This window comes from Undibacterium sp. RuTC16W, from assembly GCF_049339445.1.
Classification (GTDB): Bacteria; Pseudomonadota; Gammaproteobacteria; order Burkholderiales; family Burkholderiaceae_D; genus Undibacterium.
This window is the reverse complement of the sequence record NZ_JBMPPE010000007.1, coordinates 243,100-263,981: the sequence shown is the minus strand read 5'-3', so window position 1 is coordinate 263,981 and position 20,882 is coordinate 243,100. Positions and strand designations below refer to the sequence as shown.

The 20,882-nt window shown below is 50.7% G+C and carries 19 protein-coding genes; 13 read left to right on the top strand and 6 right to left on the bottom strand.

What is annotated here, in order from left to right; all coding sequences use genetic code 11:
• Position 1: 1 nt before the first annotated feature.
• Complete coding sequence (locus tag ACO0K4_RS15200) at positions 2-1,357, top strand: HlyD family type I secretion periplasmic adaptor subunit (RefSeq protein WP_422957480.1); 1,356 nt, start codon at positions 2-4, stop codon at positions 1,355-1,357.
• Between the two features lie 2 nt (positions 1,358-1,359).
• Entirely contained in the window at positions 1,360-2,712 is a 1,353-nt protein-coding gene (locus ACO0K4_RS15195) for a TolC family outer membrane protein (protein WP_422957479.1), read from the top strand.
• Positions 2,713-2,974: 262 nt separating this feature from the next.
• Here ACO0K4_RS15195 and gatB read toward each other — a convergent pair whose 3' ends face one another.
• From gatB to gatC, 4 genes are all read right to left on the bottom strand, one after another.
• The gene (gatB, locus tag ACO0K4_RS15190) at positions 2,975-4,456 is read right to left on the bottom strand and encodes an Asp-tRNA(Asn)/Glu-tRNA(Gln) amidotransferase subunit GatB (protein ID WP_422957478.1); all 1,482 of its coding nucleotides are present in this window, start codon (positions 4,454-4,456) and stop codon (positions 2,975-2,977) included.
• Between the two features lie 46 nt (positions 4,457-4,502).
• On the bottom strand, positions 4,503-4,988 hold the full coding sequence (locus ACO0K4_RS15185; RefSeq protein ID WP_422957477.1) for a hypothetical protein: 486 nt from the start codon (positions 4,986-4,988) through the stop codon (positions 4,503-4,505).
• A complete protein-coding gene (gene gatA, locus ACO0K4_RS15180) occupies positions 4,985-6,439 on the bottom strand; it encodes an Asp-tRNA(Asn)/Glu-tRNA(Gln) amidotransferase subunit GatA (RefSeq protein WP_422957476.1) in 1,455 nt (484 codons plus the stop codon). The genes ACO0K4_RS15185 and gatA overlap by 4 nt, the downstream gene beginning before the upstream one ends.
• Before the next feature lie 141 nt (positions 6,440-6,580).
• Positions 6,581-6,883, bottom strand: coding sequence for an Asp-tRNA(Asn)/Glu-tRNA(Gln) amidotransferase subunit GatC (gene gatC, locus ACO0K4_RS15175; protein WP_422957475.1), 303 nt, complete (start codon positions 6,881-6,883; stop codon positions 6,581-6,583).
• A 489-nt stretch (positions 6,884-7,372) separates the two neighbouring features.
• Here gatC and ACO0K4_RS15170 point away from each other — a divergent pair, with 489 nt between their 5' ends.
• The 6 genes from ACO0K4_RS15170 to ACO0K4_RS15145 all read left to right on the top strand — a co-directional run bounded on the left by ACO0K4_RS15170 (position 7,373) and on the right by ACO0K4_RS15145 (position 14,500).
• Complete coding sequence (locus ACO0K4_RS15170; RefSeq protein WP_262837957.1) at positions 7,373-8,416, top strand: rod shape-determining protein; 1,044 nt, start codon at positions 7,373-7,375, stop codon at positions 8,414-8,416.
• 189 nt (positions 8,417-8,605) lie between these two features.
• Positions 8,606-9,691 carry a rod shape-determining protein MreC gene (gene mreC, locus ACO0K4_RS15165; RefSeq protein WP_422957474.1) on the top strand — a complete coding sequence of 362 codons (1,086 nt, stop codon included), beginning with the start codon at positions 8,606-8,608 and terminating at the stop codon, positions 9,689-9,691.
• Complete coding sequence (gene mreD / locus ACO0K4_RS15160) at positions 9,691-10,209, top strand: rod shape-determining protein MreD (protein WP_422957473.1); 519 nt, start codon at positions 9,691-9,693, stop codon at positions 10,207-10,209. Before mreC ends, mreD begins: the two co-directional genes overlap by 1 nt.
• Before the next feature lie 41 nt (positions 10,210-10,250).
• On the top strand, positions 10,251-12,239 hold the full coding sequence (gene mrdA / locus ACO0K4_RS15155) for a penicillin-binding protein 2 (protein WP_422957472.1): 1,989 nt from the start codon (positions 10,251-10,253) through the stop codon (positions 12,237-12,239).
• A gap of 3 nt (positions 12,240-12,242) precedes the next feature.
• Entirely contained in the window at positions 12,243-13,355 is a 1,113-nt protein-coding gene (gene rodA, locus ACO0K4_RS15150) for a rod shape-determining protein RodA (RefSeq protein ID WP_422957471.1), read from the top strand.
• Complete coding sequence (locus ACO0K4_RS15145) at positions 13,352-14,500, top strand: septal ring lytic transglycosylase RlpA family protein (RefSeq protein ID WP_422957470.1); 1,149 nt, start codon at positions 13,352-13,354, stop codon at positions 14,498-14,500. Before rodA ends, ACO0K4_RS15145 begins: the two co-directional genes overlap by 4 nt.
• Before the next feature lie 106 nt (positions 14,501-14,606).
• Here ACO0K4_RS15145 and rsmI read toward each other — a convergent pair whose 3' ends face one another.
• Complete coding sequence (gene rsmI, locus ACO0K4_RS15140; RefSeq protein ID WP_422957469.1) at positions 14,607-15,530, bottom strand: 16S rRNA (cytidine(1402)-2'-O)-methyltransferase; 924 nt, start codon at positions 15,528-15,530, stop codon at positions 14,607-14,609.
• 41 nt (positions 15,531-15,571) lie between these two features.
• Between rsmI and ACO0K4_RS15135 the strand changes: the two genes are divergently transcribed.
• The 5 genes from ACO0K4_RS15135 to ACO0K4_RS15115 all read left to right on the top strand — a co-directional run bounded on the left by ACO0K4_RS15135 (position 15,572) and on the right by ACO0K4_RS15115 (position 20,404).
• On the top strand, positions 15,572-15,958 hold the full coding sequence (locus tag ACO0K4_RS15135; RefSeq protein ID WP_422957468.1) for a YraN family protein: 387 nt from the start codon (positions 15,572-15,574) through the stop codon (positions 15,956-15,958).
• A gap of 460 nt (positions 15,959-16,418) precedes the next feature.
• A complete protein-coding gene (locus ACO0K4_RS15130) occupies positions 16,419-17,015 on the top strand; it encodes a phosphoheptose isomerase (protein ID WP_422957467.1) in 597 nt (198 codons plus the stop codon).
• Complete coding sequence (locus ACO0K4_RS15125) at positions 17,008-17,658, top strand: BON domain-containing protein (RefSeq protein WP_422957466.1); 651 nt, start codon at positions 17,008-17,010, stop codon at positions 17,656-17,658. The genes ACO0K4_RS15130 and ACO0K4_RS15125 overlap by 8 nt, the downstream gene beginning before the upstream one ends.
• Positions 17,659-17,720: 62 nt before the next feature.
• Entirely contained in the window at positions 17,721-18,311 is a 591-nt protein-coding gene (locus ACO0K4_RS15120; RefSeq protein ID WP_422957465.1) for a LemA family protein, read from the top strand.
• A gap of 35 nt (positions 18,312-18,346) precedes the next feature.
• Positions 18,347-20,404 (top strand): M48 family metallopeptidase, encoded by a 2,058-nt coding sequence (locus tag ACO0K4_RS15115; RefSeq protein WP_422957464.1) that lies wholly within the window; start codon positions 18,347-18,349, stop codon positions 20,402-20,404.
• A 26-nt stretch (positions 20,405-20,430) separates the two neighbouring features.
• Here ACO0K4_RS15115 and ACO0K4_RS15110 read toward each other — a convergent pair whose 3' ends face one another.
• Entirely contained in the window at positions 20,431-20,856 is a 426-nt protein-coding gene (locus ACO0K4_RS15110; RefSeq protein WP_422957463.1) for a BLUF domain-containing protein, read from the bottom strand.
• Positions 20,857-20,882: the final 26 nt, after the last annotated feature.

The following is a 20,882-nucleotide window of genomic DNA, read 5'->3' as shown; positions in this document are numbered from 1 at the left end:
AATGAAAAAATTATCTTCCAATAAAAGTGTTGTCACCGATGTGGCAAACCAGAACGTAGAAATTCTTGAGGTGAATACCGATGCCGCTGCCTATGCGCGGTTGGGCTGGGGTATTGTGATCTTTGGTGTACTTGGCTTCTTGTTGTGGGCCTCATTTGCGCCGCTCGATAAAGGCGTTCCGCTGAGTGGCAATGTTGTTGTCGCCTCGAATAGAAAAGCGATCCAGCATCAGACGGGCGGTACGGTGGATGCGATCCTGGTGAAGGATGGCGACGTTGTGAAAGCGGGTCAGGTGCTGTTGAAAATGAACAGTATCGTCGCCAATTCATCTACTGAAATTTCTAAGGTTCAATGGTATTCAGCACAGGCGACCGAGGCGCGTTTGATGGCGGAGCGTGACGGTGCGGCGATAGTCACTTTTCCAAAAGAATTAGAGCAGGCAAAAACAGATCCGCGTGTTGCGAACAATATCCAGTTGCAGCAACAACTGTTTAGTGCGCGCCGGACTTCGTTGCAAAGCGAGTTAGGGGCATACGACGAAAATATCAGCGGATTGCGCATGCAGTTGAAGGGCCTGGAAGAATCCATGGTGAATAAAAAGCAGCAACAGCAGTTTTTGAAAGAACAGCTGGAGGGGATGCGCGATCTGGCGAAAGACGGCTATATCGCCCGTAACCGCTTGCTGGATCTGGAGCGTACTTATGCGCAGGTCAATGGCAGCGTGTCTGAGGATATCGGCAATATGGGACGTGTGACGCGCCAGATCACCGAATTCAGTTTGCGTAAAATTCAGCGTCAGCAGGATTATCAAAAAGAAGTACGCACCCAATTGTCGGATGTGCAAAAAGAGGCAGAGTCCCTGCAAAGTCGCCTCGATGCATTAAATTTTGATCTGAACAATACCTTGGTAAAAGCACCTGTTGACGGCACTGTTGTTGGTTTAAATGTCTTCACCAAGGGCGCAGTCGTATCACCGGGCTTCAAGCTGATGGAGCTGGTGCCAAAAGATGATGCCTTGATTGTTGAGGGTATGTTGCCTGTGAATCTGGTGGATAAAGTGCATGAAGGATTAAAGGCGGAGTTGATTTTCTCAGCGTTTAATACGAACACCACGCCGCATATACCGGGAATCGTGACGCAGGTTTCGGCAGATCGCACGGTTGATGAACGTACTGGTCAGCCTTATTACAAAGTCAAAGCCATGGTGGCGCCGGAGGGGATGAAGCTGGTCGCTCATTTGCAAATCCGTCCCGGTATGCCGGTAGAAATGTTTGTCAAAACCGGTCAGCGTACGATGATGAATTATCTGATGAAGCCAGTGTTTGACCGCGCTAACTCTGCGTTGACAGAGGAGTGATAATGCGAAAATCATGGATGCGTACCACGCTGATGGCAGCGGCATGTGCGGCAATGTGTATGTCTGCCACATCAGCATCAGCAATCGGCCTGATACAGGCTTACGAGGCGGCATTAAAGAATGATCCGCAGTATCAATCGGCTGTGTTTGAGAATCAGGCAGGTCAGGAATACCGCAAGCTTGGACGTTCGGGTTTATTGCCGACCGTGCAGTATTCGTATTCGACCAGCAAAAATAAGGCAGCGCAAACAGCACCGAATTTTTTGGGGCAATTGACGACGAGTTATCCTGAGTACACTAGTATCAATAACGCAGTCTCCTTACGGCAGACTCTGTTCAGCCTGGATGCCACGGCGCGTTACAAGCAAGGGATTGCGCAAACCAAATATAGCGATGCGCAGTTCTCAGGACGAGCACAAGATCTGATGGTCAGAGTGTTGTCTTCTTATGCCGACGCGAAATATGCGGAAGATCAATTAGCCTTGTACACAGCACAGCGTGATTCTTATCGGGAACAAAAGCGTTTGAACGCCCGCTTGTTTGAAAAAGGTGAGGGCACCAGGACGGATATGCTGGAGACCGAGGCCAAGCTGGACGTGGCAGAGGCGCAGGTCATCGAGTCAACTGACAATCTGGCCGCGGCGCGGAATACGTTGGCCGCCATGATTGGTATGGAAGTCAATAATCTTGACAGCCTTGGCAATGAATTCAAGGTCATGCCCTTTGCACCGTCTACCTTGTCTGAGTGGAAACTGATCGCCAGCGATCAAAATGCTGAGATCGCGGCGGCTCGTCTGGCGATTGAAGCGTCTGAACAAGAGATCAATAAAAATCGCGCCGGACACACGCCGCGTTTAGATTTAAATGCCAGTTACAGTCGCAGTATTGCCGACACCCTGACGAACTACAATCAGGACTCGACAGTGCGCAGCATTGGCGTTCAACTGGTGATTCCTATCTATTCAGGCGGTTATGTCAGCGCCTCTACCAGCCAGGCGGTGGCGAGCCGGGATAAAGCCAGATCCGATCTGGAAGCGACGACCAATAAAGTCATGATCGAACTGCAAAGACAGTTCAATACGACACAAAGCAGCATGGCAAAAATCGACGCGTTGCAAAAATCGGTGAACTCAGCCACATTGTTAGTGCAGGCGACGAAACAAAGTGTGAAGGGCGGCGTTCGTATTAATCTGGATGTGCTGAGTGCCGAGCAGCAACTGGTCGCAGCGAAGCGTGATTTGGCACAGGCGCGGTACAACTACCTGATCAGCTTTATCAAATTGCGTGTCGCCGCAGGTAATCTGAGTATTGATGATTTACGATCTGTCGCTGCATATTTTTCAAGCAGCAATTAATCATTTTTCAGTCAGATTCAGACTGGTTCAGGCCGATAAACAATAAGAGAAAATTTTTATTCTAAGGCCACGACATCGTCGTTACAACACGCTCTCTCGCATGCGGGGGAGCAGGGGAGCAAGCAAGCTCCTGCGCAGTCTTAGTAGCAAGACCTATGACTGCGACATGGCGCATAAGGTAATCTGGATACGCGAATAGAAAAAGGCTTAACGAGATGATCGTTAAGCCTTTTGACTATGGACTATGGGAGGCAATGATGCATCAGCCCGCTAATTTTTTCTTCAGCAATTCATTCACTTGTGCAGGATTGCCTTTGCCTTTAGTGGCTTTCATCGCCTGACCAACCAGCGAGTTAAATGCTTTTTCTTTGCCGGCACGATACTCGTCTACGGATTGCTGATTTGCGGCCATGACTTCGTCGATGATTTTTTCTAAAGCGCCGACATCGGAAATTTGTTTCAAGCCCTTTGCTTCTATGACCTGATCTGCGAGCTGAGGATCGGCAGATGGCGCTTGCCACATGGCAGCGAAAACTTCTTTCGCGATCTTGTTAGAAATCGTGCCGTCTGTAATGCGCTGCAATAGCACGGACAGTTGCGCTGCACTGACTGGAATGGCGCTGATATCCATGCCTTCGCGGTTTAAGGTAGAGGATACATCGCCCATGATCCAGTTCGCGACTTGCTTGGCCTGCGTTGCCTGTAGCGCCTTGTCTGTGCTGCCTGAGGCCTGGATTGCGGCTTCAAAATAAGCAGCAGTGGCTTTTGATTGCGTGACGATCATGGCGTCGTACTCAGAAATGCCGTATTGCTCGATGAAGCGTGCGCGCATGGCTGTTGGCAACTCTGGCATCGTCGCTTTCACGCGATCTATCCATGCTGCGTCGATCTTCAGTGGTGGCAAATCCGGATCCGGGAAATAGCGATAATCTTGCGAATCTTCTTTGCTGCGCATGGAGCGCGTTTCTTTTTTATCCGGATCGTACAAGCGTGTTTCTTGCACGACGGTACCGCCATCTTCAATCAATTCAATTTGACGGCGGACTTCGATATTGATGGCTTCTTCGAGGAAGCGGAAGGAGTTCAGATTTTTGATTTCAGCACGTGTGCCAAATTCTTTTTGTCCGACCGGACGCACGGAGACGTTGGCATCGCAACGGAAGGAGCCTTCTTGCATATTGCCGTCACAAATGTCGAGCCAGACCACCAGTGAATGCAGTGCCTTGGCATAAGCAACCGCTTCCGCTGCGCTGCGCATGCAAGGCTCTGTGACGATCTCTAACAGCGGTGTGCCGGCGCGATTCAGGTCAATGCCTGTCATGCCCTGGTAGTCTTCATGCAGCGATTTGCCAGCATCTTCTTCGAGATGAGCGCGTGTGAGTTCAATGACTTTGACTTCGGATTTGCCATCTCTTTCGACGACGCAAGTCACCGTGCCACCCTGAACAACCGGGATCTCAAACTGACTGATCTGGTAGCCTTTAGGCAGATCCGGATAGAAATAATTTTTGCGGGCAAAAATAGATTCCGGTGCGATCTTTGCACCTACGGCGAGACCGAACTGAATCGCTTTTTCGACCGCCACTTTATTCATGACAGGCAATACGCCAGGCAGAGCCAGATCGACCGGACTAGCTTGTGTATTTGGCTCAGAGCCAAATTGTATCGAGGAGCCGCTGAAAATTTTTGATTGTGTTTTGAGCTGTGCATGTGTCTCAAAACCGATGACGACTTCCCATTCCATGATGTGTCCTTTTCCTTCGTATCCAAATAGATGTGAGATCTATTTTTTATTCATCATACTGACATTGACCATTTTTCAGGTTGACTGTCAGCGTTGTAAAGTTGACGCGTGACCCGCATAGCGCAGGGCAGCTTGGTTTGATTGCCAGTTCGTCGCCGCTGCGCTCTAAGCGAATACTGCAATTGAGTCCGCGTTCAAAATCGTACCCACGTTTGTTGCGCGCATCTGCGGCATTGTTGAGGCTGATACGCCAGCCTTTGGCTGTCTGTTCTGCCTGCGGCTCGTCGCTGAGATCGATGCTGCATTCGTGACCATTGGTACTGCGGAATAAACTTGATTCCCATTGCAGGTTTTTGATCACGCTGCCTTGCAACTGGATCACGCCTTGATCTGCATAGTTCAGACGTTCGCCGTCACCACCTTCCTGACGTACCAGATTACAAGAAAACTTGGCATCCAGATTGTCCGGGGATGGCTGCGCCATACTAAGCGGGCTTAGCATGAGCAGAGACAGTGCGTAAGCTAGTTTCATGCCGGTGTTTTGTTATGCCAGTCAGTCGCCTGCTGAAATTGATGTGCAACGTTGAGCAATTTCGCTTCTTCAAAATAATTACCGATTAATTGCAGACCAACAGGACGTTTTGCATTTTTTTCTCCCTGACCAAAACCACAAGGAATCGACATGCCAGGCAGACCTGCCAGGCTAGTTGATAAGGTGAAAATATCGGCCAGATAATTTGCAACAGGGTCGTCAGTTTTATCGCCCAGATCCCATGCGACAGTCGGAGCAACAGGACCCATGATGACATCACATTGTTCAAAGGCGGCCTGGAAGTCCTGAGCGATCAGGCGACGGATTTTTTGCGCTTGCAAATAGTAGGCGTCGTAGTAGCCGTGTGACAGCACGTACGCACCGACCAGAATGCGGCGTTTGACTTCATCGCCAAAACCTTCGGCACGCGACTTTTTGTACATGTCGTTCAAGTCTGTGTAATTTGCTGCACGGTGACCGTAACGGACGCCATCAAAGCGACTCAGATTTGATGAGGCTTCTGCCGGTGCAATGACGTAATACACAGGGATCGACAACTCAGTTTTTGGCAGGGAAATATCGACCAGAACCGCACCTAATTTTTCGTACTCAGCGAGTGCAGCACGTACCGCCTGCTCAACGTCTTTGGCGAGTCCTTCGCTGAAAAATTCGCGTGGTACACCGATGCGCAGACCTTTCAGATCTTTATTCAGATCGCGGTTGAAATCTTCCTTTGCTCTTTCGAGGCTGGTCGAATCTTTTGCATCAAATCCTGTCATGGCATTGAGCAGCAAGCCGCAATCTTCTGCGCTCTGTGCGATCGGGCCGCCTTGATCCAGGGAGGAAGCAAAAGCGATCATGCCATAGCGAGATACGCTGCCATAGGTTGGCTTGATGCCGGTCACGCCGCAAAAGGACGCTGGCTGACGAATCGATCCGCCGGTGTCGGTTGCGGTTGCAGCCGGTGCCAGGCGTGCGGCGATTGCGGCAGCGGATCCACCTGATGATCCGCCTGGGACAGCGCGCAGATCCCACGGGTTTTTGACGGCACCAAAGGCGGAATTTTCATTACTGGAGCCCATCGCAAATTCATCACAATTGAGCTTGCCTAAAGTGACCATGCCCGCCTGCTTGAAATGCTCGACGACGGTCGCATCAAACGGGCTGATGTAATTTGCCAGCATCTTGGAGCCAGCAGTCGAACGCCAGTCGCGCGTGACAAAAATATCTTTATGTGCAATCGGAATGCCTGTCAGCACGGTCGCATCACCCTTTGCCAGACGCGCATCTGCTGCCGCCGCCTGTTGCAAAGTCAGTGCAGGATCGACGTGTAAAAATGCGTTTAATTCACTAGCTTGTATGCGTTGTAAATAATGTTGTGCGAGTTCCGTAGCGGAAATCTGCTTGCTGTGCAGCAGGGCAGAGAGTTGTGTAAGAGAGTGCTTATGCATGTTCGGCTGTCCGTGGTGTCTGACGTCATTTCGTTTCATAGCCTTGAGGCGGCTATTTGGCGAAGCGATCAAGTGTTACGAGTTAGTACTGGATGCGTGAATCGGGGTGTCGGTATGTAGTGCGGCTGGCAGGGTTTTGCCTTATTCCAGCACTTTAGGGACCAGATACAGCCCGTCTTGCGTTGCCGGGGCGACTTTCTGGTATTCCTCACGGTGATTCGCTTCACTCACGACGTCTTCTCTCAGGCGCAATGCAAGTTCAGGCATCAGCGCCGCAATCGGATGGCTTAATGGAGTAATGCCGGTGGTGTCGACGGCTTTTAACTGTTCAACCAGGGAGAAAATGCCATTTAGCTTGTCTAAAGTGGTGATAGTTTCAGCGTCGGAGAGCTCAAGTCGTGCCAGATTGGCAATACGTTTTACGTCGGATAGGTCTAATGACATGGCAAAAACGCGTAAATCGCGTGTGAGAAAGTAAGTAAAAACCTGCTAATGACAAAATGGGAATAAAACTAAAAACAACAAGACTAAAAGTTGGCTAAAGTCGCCAACATCGGCAAAAAAGCCGTTTTTAGCATCTGTTGCAGATAGCCTATTATTCCCCAGATTATAAGGTAGAATGTAGGGTTAATACCTGTTGAAGCTCTGAAAACCTGCTGCGCAGCACAATATTGCGTTTGTGAAGCCTGTTGTATCCGGTGATTTTTGATATCGCATGTTTCTCAGCCAGAATTGAAACGCTTGCGAGGGTTTTGAGAGCTTCTTTGCTTATGATTTGCTCTACGGTAATGTGCAACTTAATGCCTGATCTTGCGTCCACAGTATACGCCGGCCCGGTAGTAATAAGTCGTTAATTGGCGAGCGAAGAGCGGGTACAACAGATTCGCGCAACAGGATTGCGCATGACAACAACACAAAATACAGGATTCTTTCATGTTTGGTTTTTTTCGCAGTTATTTTTCTAATGATCTGGCAATTGACTTAGGTACAGCCAACACGCTGATTTATGTGCGCAACCAGGGCATCGTGCTGGATGAGCCCTCTGTTGTGGCGATTCGCCAGGAAGGCGGCCCTAACGGTAAAAAAACCATTCAGGCCGTTGGTAAAGAAGCCAAGCAAATGCTGGGCAAAGTGCCGGGTAATATCGAGGCGATTCGCCCGATGAAAGACGGCGTGATTGCCGATTTCACCGTCACGGAGCAAATGCTCAAGCAATTCATCCGCATGGTGCATGACACCAAATTCTTCAAACCTTCGCCGCGTATCATTATCTGCGTACCCTGCGGTTCTACTCAGGTAGAGCGCCGTGCGATTCGTGAATCTGCACTGGGTGCCGGTGCATCACAGGTGTATCTGATTGAAGAGCCGATGGCAGCGGCGATCGGTGCCGGTTTGCCGGTATCTGAGGCAACGGGTTCCATGGTTGTGGATATCGGCGGCGGCACTACTGAAGTCGGTATTATTTCCCTGGGCGGCATGGTGTACAAAGGCTCTGTGCGCGTCGGTGGCGATAAATTCGACGAAGCGATTGTCAATTATATTCGCCGTAACTACGGCATGTTGATCGGTGAGCAGACTGCTGAAGCGATCAAGAAAAATATCGGCTCTGCATTCCCCGGTTCTGAAGTGAAAGAAATGGAAGTCAAAGGGCGCAACCTGTCCGAAGGTATTCCACGTTCATTCACCATCTCCAGTAATGAAATTCTCGAAGCTCTGACCGATCCTCTGAATAACATCGTATCGGCGGTTAAAAACGCGCTGGAACAAACACCACCGGAACTCGGTGCCGACATCGCAGAAAAAGGCATGATGCTCACGGGTGGTGGCGCATTGCTGCGTGATCTGGATCGTCTGTTGATGGAAGAGACCGGTTTGCCAGTCATCGTGGCAGAAGATCCATTGACATGCGTGGTTCGCGGCTCAGGCATGGCTCTGGAGCGTATGGACAAACTGGGTTCAATTTTTTCCTACGAATAAACCTGCCAGAAAAAATTTGCTCAGGCAGATTTAGCAGGTCAAAAAAGTAGCAAAAAATAGTAAAAAAGTAGTTTCCGGCACGGCGAATACAATCAGTCTATCATCGCGAATTGCACGCAATGGTGGTACCGGCAGTATTCGCCTTGCTGTTATATTGATGAGTTTTTTAGCCGAAGTTTTGCTTAATTTATGCAATACAGTCCACCACCTCTCTTCAAACAAGGCGCATCTGCCCGCGCCAAAGTGGTGTTCTTCACGATTCTGGCAATTTTCCTTTTAGTCGTTGATTCCCGCCTGAAGACACTGGTTTTTGCACGTCAGGTTCTGGCTACGGTGCTGTATCCGGTTCAGGTGGTCGCTGTCATGCCGCGCGATGCGGTGCTCAGGGTATCTGACTTTTTTACCTCGACTTCCACACTGGAAAAAGAAAATGCGACGCTTAAGCGTCAGCAGACTTTGAATGCCGAGGCATTGCAGCAAAACGGACAGCTCTCCGCCGAGAATGCACATTTGCGAAAAATGCTGGATGTCCGTGAACGCCTGCCAGTCAAATCCATCCTCAGTGAAATCATTTACGATGCACGCGATCCCTTTACCCGCAAGATCATTGTCGATCGCGGTATTCAGCATGGTGTGGCGCTGAGTCAGCCGGTGATTGATGATCTCGGTGTCGTTGGACAGATCACGCGGGTTTTTCCGATGACGGCTGAAGTCACTTTACTGACTGATAAAAATCAGGCGATTCCGGTGCAGATTGCCCGCAATGGCTTGCGCAGCGTGGTGTATGGCCGTGGTCAGCCCGGTCAGTTAGACATGCGCATGACGACGAATGCAGATATCCAGAAAGGTGATGCTCTGGTCACTTCGGGTATTGATGGTGTCTATCCGGCAGGGCTGGCGGTCGCTAAAGTCGCGCAAGTCGAGAATAAGGCGGCAACGCCATTTGAAAACATTATTTGCGTACCTTCTGCGGGGATAGAAAAGAACCGGCAATTATTGATACTGCTGGTTTCTACCAATAATTTATCTCGTCCTGATACAGAAGATATCCGCGTCAAAAAAGAAAAAATCAACCGTAAAGTCACTCGTGATGCCGCGAGAGAATTAGCGATAGAATCACCGGATGGCATTGTGCAAAAACCTGTAGACGGACCGAGACCCGCAAATCCTGACATACAGAACGTGCCGGTCAAAGACAGCAAAGACGCTGGCAAGGACATCGCTAAGGATGCAGCTAAAGATGTCGCCAAGGACACTCGTAAGGAGACGCCATAATGAATAGCCCGCACTATATTTTGTTGCCGGTGAGTTCGACCTTTATTGCAGTGAGTCTGGTCTGCGCTTTTTTCCTGAATTTTTTACCTTGGGGCGCCTGGATCGGCGTGCCGGACTTCGTTGCTTTGGTGCTGGTGTTCTGGAGTATTCATCAGCCCCGCAAGGTAGGTATCGGTGTGGCCTTTGCCATGGGCTTGCTGATGGATGTACATGATGCGATTCATCTCGGTGAGAATGCGCTGGCCTACACTTTGCTGTCTTACTTCGCGATCACCATACACCGGCGGGTGCTCTGGTTTAATCCTTTGACGCAGTCTTTGCATGTGCTGCCGTTGTTCTTGTTTGTGCAGGCAACTCAAGTTGTGGTGCGTATGCTGGTTGCGCCGGACGCGCAGTTTCCCGGCATTCTGTATTTCTCGGAAAGCTTTGTCACAACTTTGCTATGGCCGGTCGTTACCTGGTTATTGTTAGCACCGCAGCGTCGTGCGGTCGATAAAGACGATACCCGCCCCATTTGATCCAGATTTAATCCAGGCTTCTCTCTTGGATAGAAACAGATATGACCGAACTCAAGAATACCGAACGTGAACTATATCTGTTCAGGATGCGCCTGTTTTTTATCGGTGCGTTCGCTGTTTTTTGTTTCATCGCTTTAATCTCCCGCTTCGTCTGGCTGCAGATTGTCAAACATGATGTGTATGCGCTGCAAGCCGATGAAAATCGTATTTCCATCGTTCCCGTGGTACCGAACCGCGGCTTGATTCTCGACCGGAACGGCGCCATTCTGGCCCGGAATTTTTCAGCGTACACCTTAGAGATTACGCCATCGAAAATTTCCAGGGATTTGGATATCGTCATTGACGAACTGGCGATGCTGATCGACATTCAACCCAAGCACCGCAAGCAATTTCGTAAGCTCATGGAAGAATCCAAGAGTTTTGAGAGTCTGCCTATCCGCACCAAACTCACCGATGAAGAGGTCGCCCGTTTTACGGCGCAGCGATTCCGTTTTCCCGGTGTCGATATCCAGGCCCGCCTGTTCCGTCAATATCCTCTGGGTGACGTGGCTTCCCATGTGATCGGTTACATCGGCCGTATCAGCCAAAAAGATGCCGAAATCATCGACGATAGCGAAGACGGTGCGAACTACAACGGTACCAGCTACATCGGCAAGGAAGGCCTGGAAAAAAGCTACGAAAAACTGTTGCATGGCACGACCGGTTTTGAGGAAGTTGAAGTCTCGGCCGGTGGTCGTGCAGTTCGTACCTTGTCGCGGACTGCTCCGACCTCGGGCAAAAATCTGATTCTGTCGGTTGATATCGAACTGCAAAAAATCATCGAAGAAGCCTTTGGCGACAGACGCGGCGCTCTGGTTGCGATTGAGCCGGCCACGGGCGACGTACTGGCATTCGTTTCCAAACCCACCTACGACCCTAATTTGTTTGTTGAGGGGATTGATCAGCAAAGCTGGAATGAGCTGAACACCTCAGAAGACCGGCCTTTATTGAATCGTCCCCTGACAGGCGCATATCCGCCGGGATCAACCTACAAGCCTTACATGGCGCTGGCCGCACTGGAGCTCGGGAAGCGTACGCCAAGCCAAGGTATTAACGACATCGGCTATTTCATGTTTGGTGGTCATCGCTTTAATGATGATAAACCCGGCGGTCACGGTTACGTCGATATGTATCGCTCCATCGTGGCCTCCTGCGATCCCTATTACTATATTTTGGCGAACGATCTCGGTGTGGATGCGATCCACGATTTTATGGCGCCGTTTGGTTTCGGACAAAAGACCGGGATCGATCTGGAGCATGAGAAACAAGGTGTGCTGCCATCGACAAGCTGGAAGCGAGCGGTGTATAAAAAACCAGCACAGCAAAAATGGTATGCCGGTGAGACAATTTCTCTGGGAATCGGCCAGGGCTACAACACCTTTACACCTTTGCAACTGGCGCATGCGATGGCAACTCTGGCGAATGATGGTGTCGTGATGAAGCCGCATCTGGTGAAGATGACCGAGGATCCGCAGTCGCATGCCAGAACGCTGACCGTCGCCAAAGAAAGTGCCCGCATTCCTTTGAAGCAGGAAAATATTGATGTCATCAAAAAGGCTATGGCGGGCGTCATGACAGATCCTAGCGGCACTGGTTATACGGTGTTTCATGATGCCACCTATCAGGCGGGTGGCAAGACGGGTACCGCGCAAGTGGTCGGACTGAAAAAAGGTGAAAAGTATGACGCCAAGCGCACCGCTGAGCGTCAGCGCGATCACTCATTGTTTATTGCATTCGCTCCTCTGGATAAACCGAGAATCGCGATTGCCGTGATTGTGGAGAATGGCGGCTTCGGTTCTGCTGCGGCTGCACCGATCGTCCGCAAAGCGCTTGATTATTATTTGCTTGGTAAGCGCCCGCTGGATAAAGACAAAACACCTGTTATCAAAGGCGATGCCTTGACGACGCGTGCTGAGTCGGAGCTGAAAGCCGATGCGGAATCAGAAGGTGGCCCGCAACCGGGCGGACAGACACAAGGCAATAAGGACTAAGCGATGAATAATCACCGAGTTAACTGGCAGTCGCTGAAGTCTCGCTTCCTGGTGTTCGACCCTGCGCTGGCGATGATCATTTTTTTGATCATGTCGATCGGTATCGTGACTTTATATTCTGCCGGAATTGATTTTCCGGGGCGGGTCGAGGATCAATTACGTAATATTCTGATTTCTTTTGTGGCGATGTGGATCGTTGCCAATATTCCTCCTCAAACCCTGATGCGGTTTGCCATTCCGATTTATACATTTGGCGTCGCCCTGCTGATTGCGGTTGCTGCTTTCGGCATGGTGAAAAAAGGAGCGCGTCGCTGGATCAACATCGGTACCCCGGTGCAGCCGTCCGAGATGATGAAGATCGCTGCGCCTTTGATGCTGGCATGGTATTTTCAAAAGCGTGAAGGTGCACTGCGCATGCAGGACTTTGTGATCGCGACCGTGATTTTGGCGATACCGGTGGGCCTGATTGCCAAGCAACCGGATCTGGGAACCGCCTTACTCGTGGTCGCCGCTGGTTTTGCAGTTATTTTTCTGGCGGGATTGTCATGGAAAATTCTGATCTCTATTGCCGTGTTTGCTGCAGTGACTGTGCCTACAGTGATCTGGCCTTATTTATTGCATGACTACCAGCGTGACCGTGTCCTGACGATGCTCGATCCCAGCCGTGATCCGCTGGGTAAGGGTTTTCACATTATTCAGGCGACGATCGCCGTTGGTTCTGGTGGCGCGACGGGCAAGGGCTGGCTTAAAGGTACCCAGGCGCATCTGGAATTTATTCCGGAAAGAACGACGGATTTTATTTTTGCGGTGTTCTCTGAGGAATTTGGGTTCATCGGTAATTGCGTATTGGTCGTGCTGTATTTCTTGCTGATTATCCGCGGCCTGATGATTGCCGCAAATGCGCCGACTTTGTTTGCGCGTCTGATGGCGGGAGCAGTGACGATGATTTTCTTTACCTATGCTTTCGTCAACATGGGCATGGTCAGCGGTATTTTGCCCGTTGTCGGTGTGCCTTTACCATTCATGAGTTACGGCGGTACCGCGCTGATGACGTTGGGTATGGGCGCAGGTATTCTGATGAGCATACAAAGAAACCGCAAACTGGTGCAGACATGATGGATAGCGGCTTTCAGCGTGCGCCCAACGGATATCTGCTGATCATTGCGATGTTGCTGACCGCATGTGGCAGTGCTCCTAAGCAAGCCGCTGTGAATGAGCCGCGTCCATCTGCGCAAGTCCCGGGTAAGCCCGCCGGCAATACATCGGCCGTGCCTCAGCTTCCCAAAGCCAATTCCGGTAAAGGTGCCTATTACAAAGACGACGGCCCCGGCGATAATCCACCCGAAGGATTGGAAAATACTGTTGAGCCGATTCCGGCTGTGGAAGCATTTTCCCGCTCAGGTAACAAGCCCTACGTTGTTTTTGGCAAGACCTACACACCTTTAACCGATACCGCGACACCGTTCGTGCAGCGCGGTGTCGGTAGCTGGTACGGCAAAAAATTTCACGGGCAAAAAACCTCGTCCGGCGAACTGTATGACATGTACAAAATAACGGCAGCGCATCCGGTATTGCCGATTCCGTCGTATGCACGTGTCACCAATCTGGCGAATGGTAAGCAGATCATCGTCAGGATCAATGACCGCGGGCCATTTCATGCCAGCCGTATCATCGATTTATCTTATACCGCAGCACTGAAACTCGATTACTTAGGTAAGGGCAGCAGTCAGCTGGAAGTTGAGCGTTTATTGCCTGAAGACATAGAGCGCATGGCGGAAAATCGCAAAAATCAGGTGCCGGTACTCGCGGCGAAAACAGCCCCGGCATCGACCTTGGCATCGACGGTACAAGTGCCCGGTGCCATGAGTGAGCCGACTACAAAGCAAATTAGTATGGAAGAATTGTTAGCTCAGCAAAGTACCAAGCCTGTTGAGCAGTTTGCCGCAAGCAAGGAGGCAATGACATCTTCTAAAGCGCCATTACTCAACGCCACAACCGATACTGGCGCCGGTACTAGTGCTGGTGCGGTTGCCGGATTTTATATTCAGTTCGGTGCGTTTGCGATACGGGCGAATGCCGAAGCCGTCATGTCCAGGCTGAAGACGCAGGCTGAGAGCCGTTTGCCAGGCTTCGATATCGTGCAGCAGGGAAGTTTATACCGGCTGGTCAGCGGTCCTTTTTCCAGCCGGTCGGAAGCATCTGCGGCGATCGTGCAAACTGCCGATTTAGGGATCGCTAAGCCGATTGTGGTGCAACGCTAGTGTAGATAAATGCTAGTTCGTTGCATCATCAATGTGACGCAGTATCGGGCTGAATTTGTTAATTTATTCAACGAATCTACCATTCACTACCTTAGAGTTGGGTGTCTTAGTCATCCTGGCTTTCGTCAGCCTGTTTCATTTCCAGCGCCATCTGATACAGAGCATTTTTCTTTTGGCCGGTAATTCTGGCGGCTAACGAGGCAGCCTGCTTCACTGAGCATTCTTCAAGCAAGATGCTCAGTATATGGCGCGCTTCGAGCTGTTCATCATCCTTCGCAAGCGGTGCGGCTTCCAGCAAAATAACGTATTCCCCTTTTTCACGATGCGGATCGGCGCTCAGCCACCCGGCTGCCTGTGCCAGAGGGCAGCGATGTATCTCTTCAAATAATTTAGTCAATTCACGTGCGAACACGATTTTCCGGTCTGCCTGAAATACGGCTTGCAAAGCATGCACTGTGTCGGTAATCCGGTGTGGTGCTTCGTAAAAAATCAGTGTGGCAGGCACATTGAGTAAATGACGTAAGCTGGTTTCGCGCTGTCCTGCTTTCGCGGGCAAAAAGCCGACAAAATAGAACTGGTCATTGATCAGGCCACTGGCAGACAGGGCGCTGATCGCGGCAGAGGCGCCAGGCAAAGGCATGACTTGCATGCCGTTCGTGCGTACCAGATCCACAATCTTTGCTCCCGGATCCGACACGCCGGGCGTCCCTGCATCCGAGACGAGAGCAATACGTTCACCTGCTTGCAGACGGCCCAGTATTTTTTCAGCGACCTCGCGTTCATTGTGCTGATGCGCCGCGATCAAAGGTTTGTTGATACCGTAGCGACTTAGTAATTGAGCGGTATTGCGCGTATCTTCGCAGGCAATAGCATCTGCCAGTCCCAGCAAATGCAGGGCTCTGAGCGAAATATCACAGACATTTCCTATCGGTGTGGCAACTACATATAATGTGCCGACAGGATAAGTCTGGTGAGCGACCGCATCCATGACGGGCGAGTTGGTGAGCAGATACGGTTCGGATGGATGCATGCGAGTTCACTTCAGTTTGATCAAATAAGGATTGTACGACAATGGCGGAGCAGAGTTGGTTATCAAAGCGGCTGGCATCAGTCAGAACCAGTCGCCAGAGAACAGGGGATGAAGGAGAGCAGCAGGCACTTACTTATTTGCTTCATCAAGGATTGAGCCTGGTGCAAAGAAGTTTTTCATGTAAAGGCGGAGAGATTGATCTCATCATGCTGGATCGTGCAACGCTGGTGTTTGTCGAGGTCAGAGCCCGGAGCAGTCAACAATTCGGCGGTGCGCTTGCCAGCGTTACGCCAGCCAAACAACGCCGCATGACACATGCCGCACAAGTTTATTTGCAACAACAATCGACGGAGCCCGCTTGCCGCTTTGATCTGATTGCGATTGATGATGGGCAGATCAACTGGCTAAAGAATGTGATCGTTGCCTGACGCTTTCTCAGAGAGCACGCATAGTATTGCGGTATCAATAGCCACTTCCAAAACCGTATCCGCAATCCAGGCGCGCCTTTTGACATGAAATGCCTCTATAAGCCGCATCCAGCCTGCGGATTGCTTCTGGGAATGTTAAAAAACCTCTCAATTGAAAAATCATCCCTGCAGGACTTACGCAAAAACTAAGACCTCTCACCACAGAGACACAGAAACACAGAAACACAGAGACAAAGCGAAAAGGCGGGAGTGGCAGGAGAGCGGTTCCCTGAAATGTCGATTAAAAGTTTTTAGAAGTTTCCACCTGAATGAGAATAAACCGCTTTTCGTTTTTGCATCATTTACGCCCAGGCGCGATGCGAGAGGCGGTGTTCTGGCATAGCATAGAGAAGGTCGTGGTCGCAGGGTAGTGACACGAATGATTTAGAAAAGGGATAACCTGCTTTATAATCAGCGCACCATGACAAATCAACGCATCCTTGCGCACTTCCAAGAGAGTGCCGAACTCAAAATCCAAGCGGCCAGTGTTCTGGCTCGTCCTATTGAACAAGCAGTGGAACTAATGTTCTCCGCGCTGTCTAACGGTAACAAGATACTGGCCTGCGGTAATGGTGGTTCCGCTGCAGATTGCCAGCATTTTGCGGCTGAACTGGTCGGGCGGTTTGAACGTGAGCGCTTGCCTCTGCCAGCGCTGGCATTGACGACAGATACATCTATCCTGACGGCGGTCGCGAATGACTATAGTTTTCAGGAAGTATTTTCCAAGCAGGTGCAAGCTTTCGGCCAGGCAGGCGATATTTTGCTGGCTTTGTCGACGTCGGGCAATTCCGCCAGCATCGTCAATGCCGTCAATGCTGCCATTGAGCGAGATATGCGCGTGATTGCGCTGACGGGTAAAGGCGGTGGGCAGATCGGTGAAATTTTAACCGATGCGGATGTCCATATCTGTGTACCGCATGACCGCACTGCCAGGATACAAGAAGTCCATTTATTAACCATACATTGTTTGTGTGACGGCATCGATGCCGCTTTATTCGGAGGTGATGCAGATGATTAAAAATTTATTCCAGAAATCAGCGCGACCGTTACTGGCGATTAGCCTGTGCTGTGCCGCGGCCGTAAGTTTGCAGGGCTGCGTAGAAATGATGGTGGGCAGCGCCGTTGTCGGCACGTTTGCCGCGACGGACCGGCGTACTTTCGGCGCACAGACCGAAGATAAATCGATCACGCTTAAAGGCGAGATCCGCATGTCGCGCACTTTTGGCGATGCTGCGCATATCAATGTCAGCAGTTTTAACCGCCGCGCTTTACTGACCGGCGAAGTGGCTGACGAACAGACGAGAGACAATGCTGAGCGTGAGATGCGGGCGATCGAAGGCGTACAGGCGGTACAAAATGAATTGCAGATTGCCGGATTGTCGAATTATTCAGCACGTTCCAGCGATGCTTTAATTACGACCAAGGTCAAAGCCTCATTTGTCGACACGAAAGATTTGTACGCGAGTGCATTTAAAGTCGTGACTGAGGCAGGTACTGTCTACCTGATGGGACGCGTTACTCAGCGTGAGGGCAATCTGGCGGGTGAGGTTGCCCGTGGTGTGAATGGGGTACGCAAAGTCGTTAAGGTATTTGAATACATCACCGAAGCCGAATTAAAAGAAATGCAGGCAGCACCGAAGAAACAAGAACCAGTGCAATAAATTATCTGTAATAGTAAGTACGAGGCTGATCATTCAGCCTCTCTTTTTTATCAGGGGAATATATGTCAGCACTCATCGTTTTAATCGTCATTATTGCAGTCTTCGCGTTCTGGGCAGTCGGTGCATACAACCGTCTGGTGAGTTTACGTAATCGTTTTAAAAATTCTTTTGCGCAAATTGACGTGCAGCTCAAGCGCCGCTATGACCTGATCCCTAATCTGGTCGAGACCGCAAAAGGTTATATGAAACATGAGCGTGAGACTTTAGAGGCGGTAATCGCTGCACGCAATCAGGCGGTGACCGCCAATACCAAAGCCGTGAGCGATCCTTCTGATGCCGCGGCGGTACAGCAACTGGCGGCAGCCGAGGGTACGCTGACGGCATCCCTGGGAAAAATGTTTGCCTTGTCGGAAGCTTATCCTGATCTGAAAGCCAATCAGAACATGATGCAGCTGACAGAAGAGCTGACCGGCACCGAGAACAAAATTGCCTTTTCACGTCAGGCCTACAACGACAGCGTGATGCAATACAACACGTCGATAGAGCAGTTCCCGGGTTCGGTGATTGCCAATATGTTCGGTTTTAAACCAGGCGAATTATTGCAGGCAACCGAATCAGCGGAAGAACGTAAAGCAGTGAAGGTATCGTTCTGATTGCGATCCATTTCTCCTTAGCTGCCTGAATCCGCATGGATTTTTTCGAGCAACAAGACCAGGCTCACCGCCAAAGCAAAAAACTATTATTTTTGTTTTTTCTGGCGGTGATTGCTATTGTGCTGGCAGTCAACTTCAGCCTTGCACTGGTCTGGATCTGGTCCAGCGGTCAGCGTTTCGCCGGACTGCATCATTACCCCCGTGGATTTTTCTTTTTAAATACCGGCCTCACTTTATTGTTTATCGGCGGCGGCACTTTATTTGAAATGTTCCGTCTGCGTGATGGTGGCGATGCGGTTGCCGAGATGGCTGGCGGACGTCTGGTGATGCCATCATCCCAGGATCTGCAAGAGCGCCGCCTGTTGAATATCGTCGAGGAAATGGCGCTGGCATCCGGTATCGCCTGTCCCCGCGTCTACATCATGGATCATGAGGATGCGATCAATGCATTTGCGGCAGGCTATCATCAGAATGAGGCTGTAGTCGCCGTGACGCGAGGCACCTTGTCACGGCTTAGCCGTGATGAGTTGCAAGGCGTGATCGGACATGAATTCAGTCATATCCTGAACGGCGATATGCGCATGAACATCAAGCTGATCGGTGTTTTGTTCGGCATACAGATGATTGCAACGTTTGGCCAGGAGCTGATGTACTGGGGGGCGCGTTTTGGTTCATCGCGTAGCCGTGACGAAAAAGGACCATCGGCACAAATGATTCTTCTGGTCGTTGGCGGCGTCTTGTTTGTGGTCGGTTATGTAGGAATATTTTTCGGACGGCTGATCAAATCAGCGGTATCGCGTCAACGGGAATTTTTGGCTGATGCGAGCGCTGTACAGTTCACGCGTAACCCGGATGGCATCGGCGGTGCGTTGCGTAAAATTGGCGGACTGACGCGTACGAATGATTGCGGCTCGCGTATCGACAATCCGCATGCAGAACAGTTTTCACACATGTTCCTGGGAGCTGCCAGACCGAATCTGCTGGATGGATTATTTGCGACGCATCCGCCTTTGCAAGAGCGCTTGCGTCGGGTGTACGGCAAGAGTGTTGAATTTCTGGATGCAAGCGAAATTGTCGAAGCGGATTCACATACGGGTTTGCCTGAGGGCATGTATGGCTTCGGTGCGCGCAATGTCTTATCCGCACAGGCTGCCAGAGCCGCTGAGGCAACTCATCTCAGTGCAGATACGGCCGGCGCAGGCATCACTTTTGGTCATCATAGTCAATCCCAACCTCAGCCTCAATCTCAGCTCCAACCAGGCTTACCTGCGGAGTTACTGAGCAACTTACGTGAGCCGGTGGGGGCTGCTGCATTGGTCTACGCTTTGTTGCTTGATCGTAGCGAAGCTCAGGGCTATGCCGCGCAGATACAGCTATTGCAGCAATCAGCGCAGTCGCAATGTGCGCTGGCCACGATGTTGTTCGATCATGTAGAGCGTCTGCCTCGCAGTGTCCGCTTACCTTTGCTTGATCTGGCGATGCCTGCTTTGAAATTGTTATCGCCCGAGCAAAGGGGCGTAGTCTTATCCAACGTACACAAGCTGATTGCTGCCGACCAGAAAATGACACAGGCAGAGTTTGTGTTGCAGACGGTACTTGAGCGCAGGCTTGGTCCAATGGCAGGACGTGCTGTACCGATACGCTACACGCAACTGACTCAGCTAAAGAAAGAAGCGGCTTTGTTATTGTCACTGGTGGCTCAAACTGTCTCAGGTCAACATGCTGCTGATTTTGCCGCCAGAGATATCTTCCTGCGCGCCGCGAGTAGCATGCCGGAGCTGGGGCTGGGTGCCAGTGATATGCAGATGATGAAGGCTAGTGCGACGGTCGGTATGGCAGATGCAGCGAATGCGGCGAATGTACCGAGTGTGGCGGCAGAAATCCCGGATTATTTTGAAGTCAAACAAGCGCTGGATAAATTAAATCAGCTGGCACCGCTGGCTAAACCATTCCTGATACGCTTGTTGCTTGCTGCCGCGGGTGAACAATTGAGTATCGATTCCGCCGACATACTGCGCTGCATCTGTGCGGCGATTGATGCTCCGATTCCGGATAAAGTCGCCGCAAGTTACTCTGTGTATTCCGCTACATAACGGGTTCGGCCGGTACTACATGGTGTCTAAGTGCGGCCGACGATTGCTGCGGTTGCCATCAGATCGTCAATCAGGGCCAGAGAATTTTTCCCTGACATACGATGAGGATGGAGTTCTGGCAAAGCCGAATACTTCAATAAAATCGATGGATTAATTTTCCCCAGATTCGCCTGTCCCATGGTCCAGCCTGCGTAGCGGCGTTCATTGATTTCTTCGTAATGCAGCAGCGTCACATCGGTATGGCGCGGGTCGCGCAATATATGCCCGTACAGGGTATTGACAGCTTCACGTCCACCTTCTAATACTTGCATAAATACCTGATCGCTGTGACATAAAATGCCGGTAATGCCATTGGCCGGATTGTGCGTGCGCGACTGTTGCATGATGCCTTGAATCATGTCGCACATCTGGTTATCGACGGCACGGCTGGCATATAAAAGTCGGACTAACATGATGTTCTCTTTTAAGTTGGTATGAG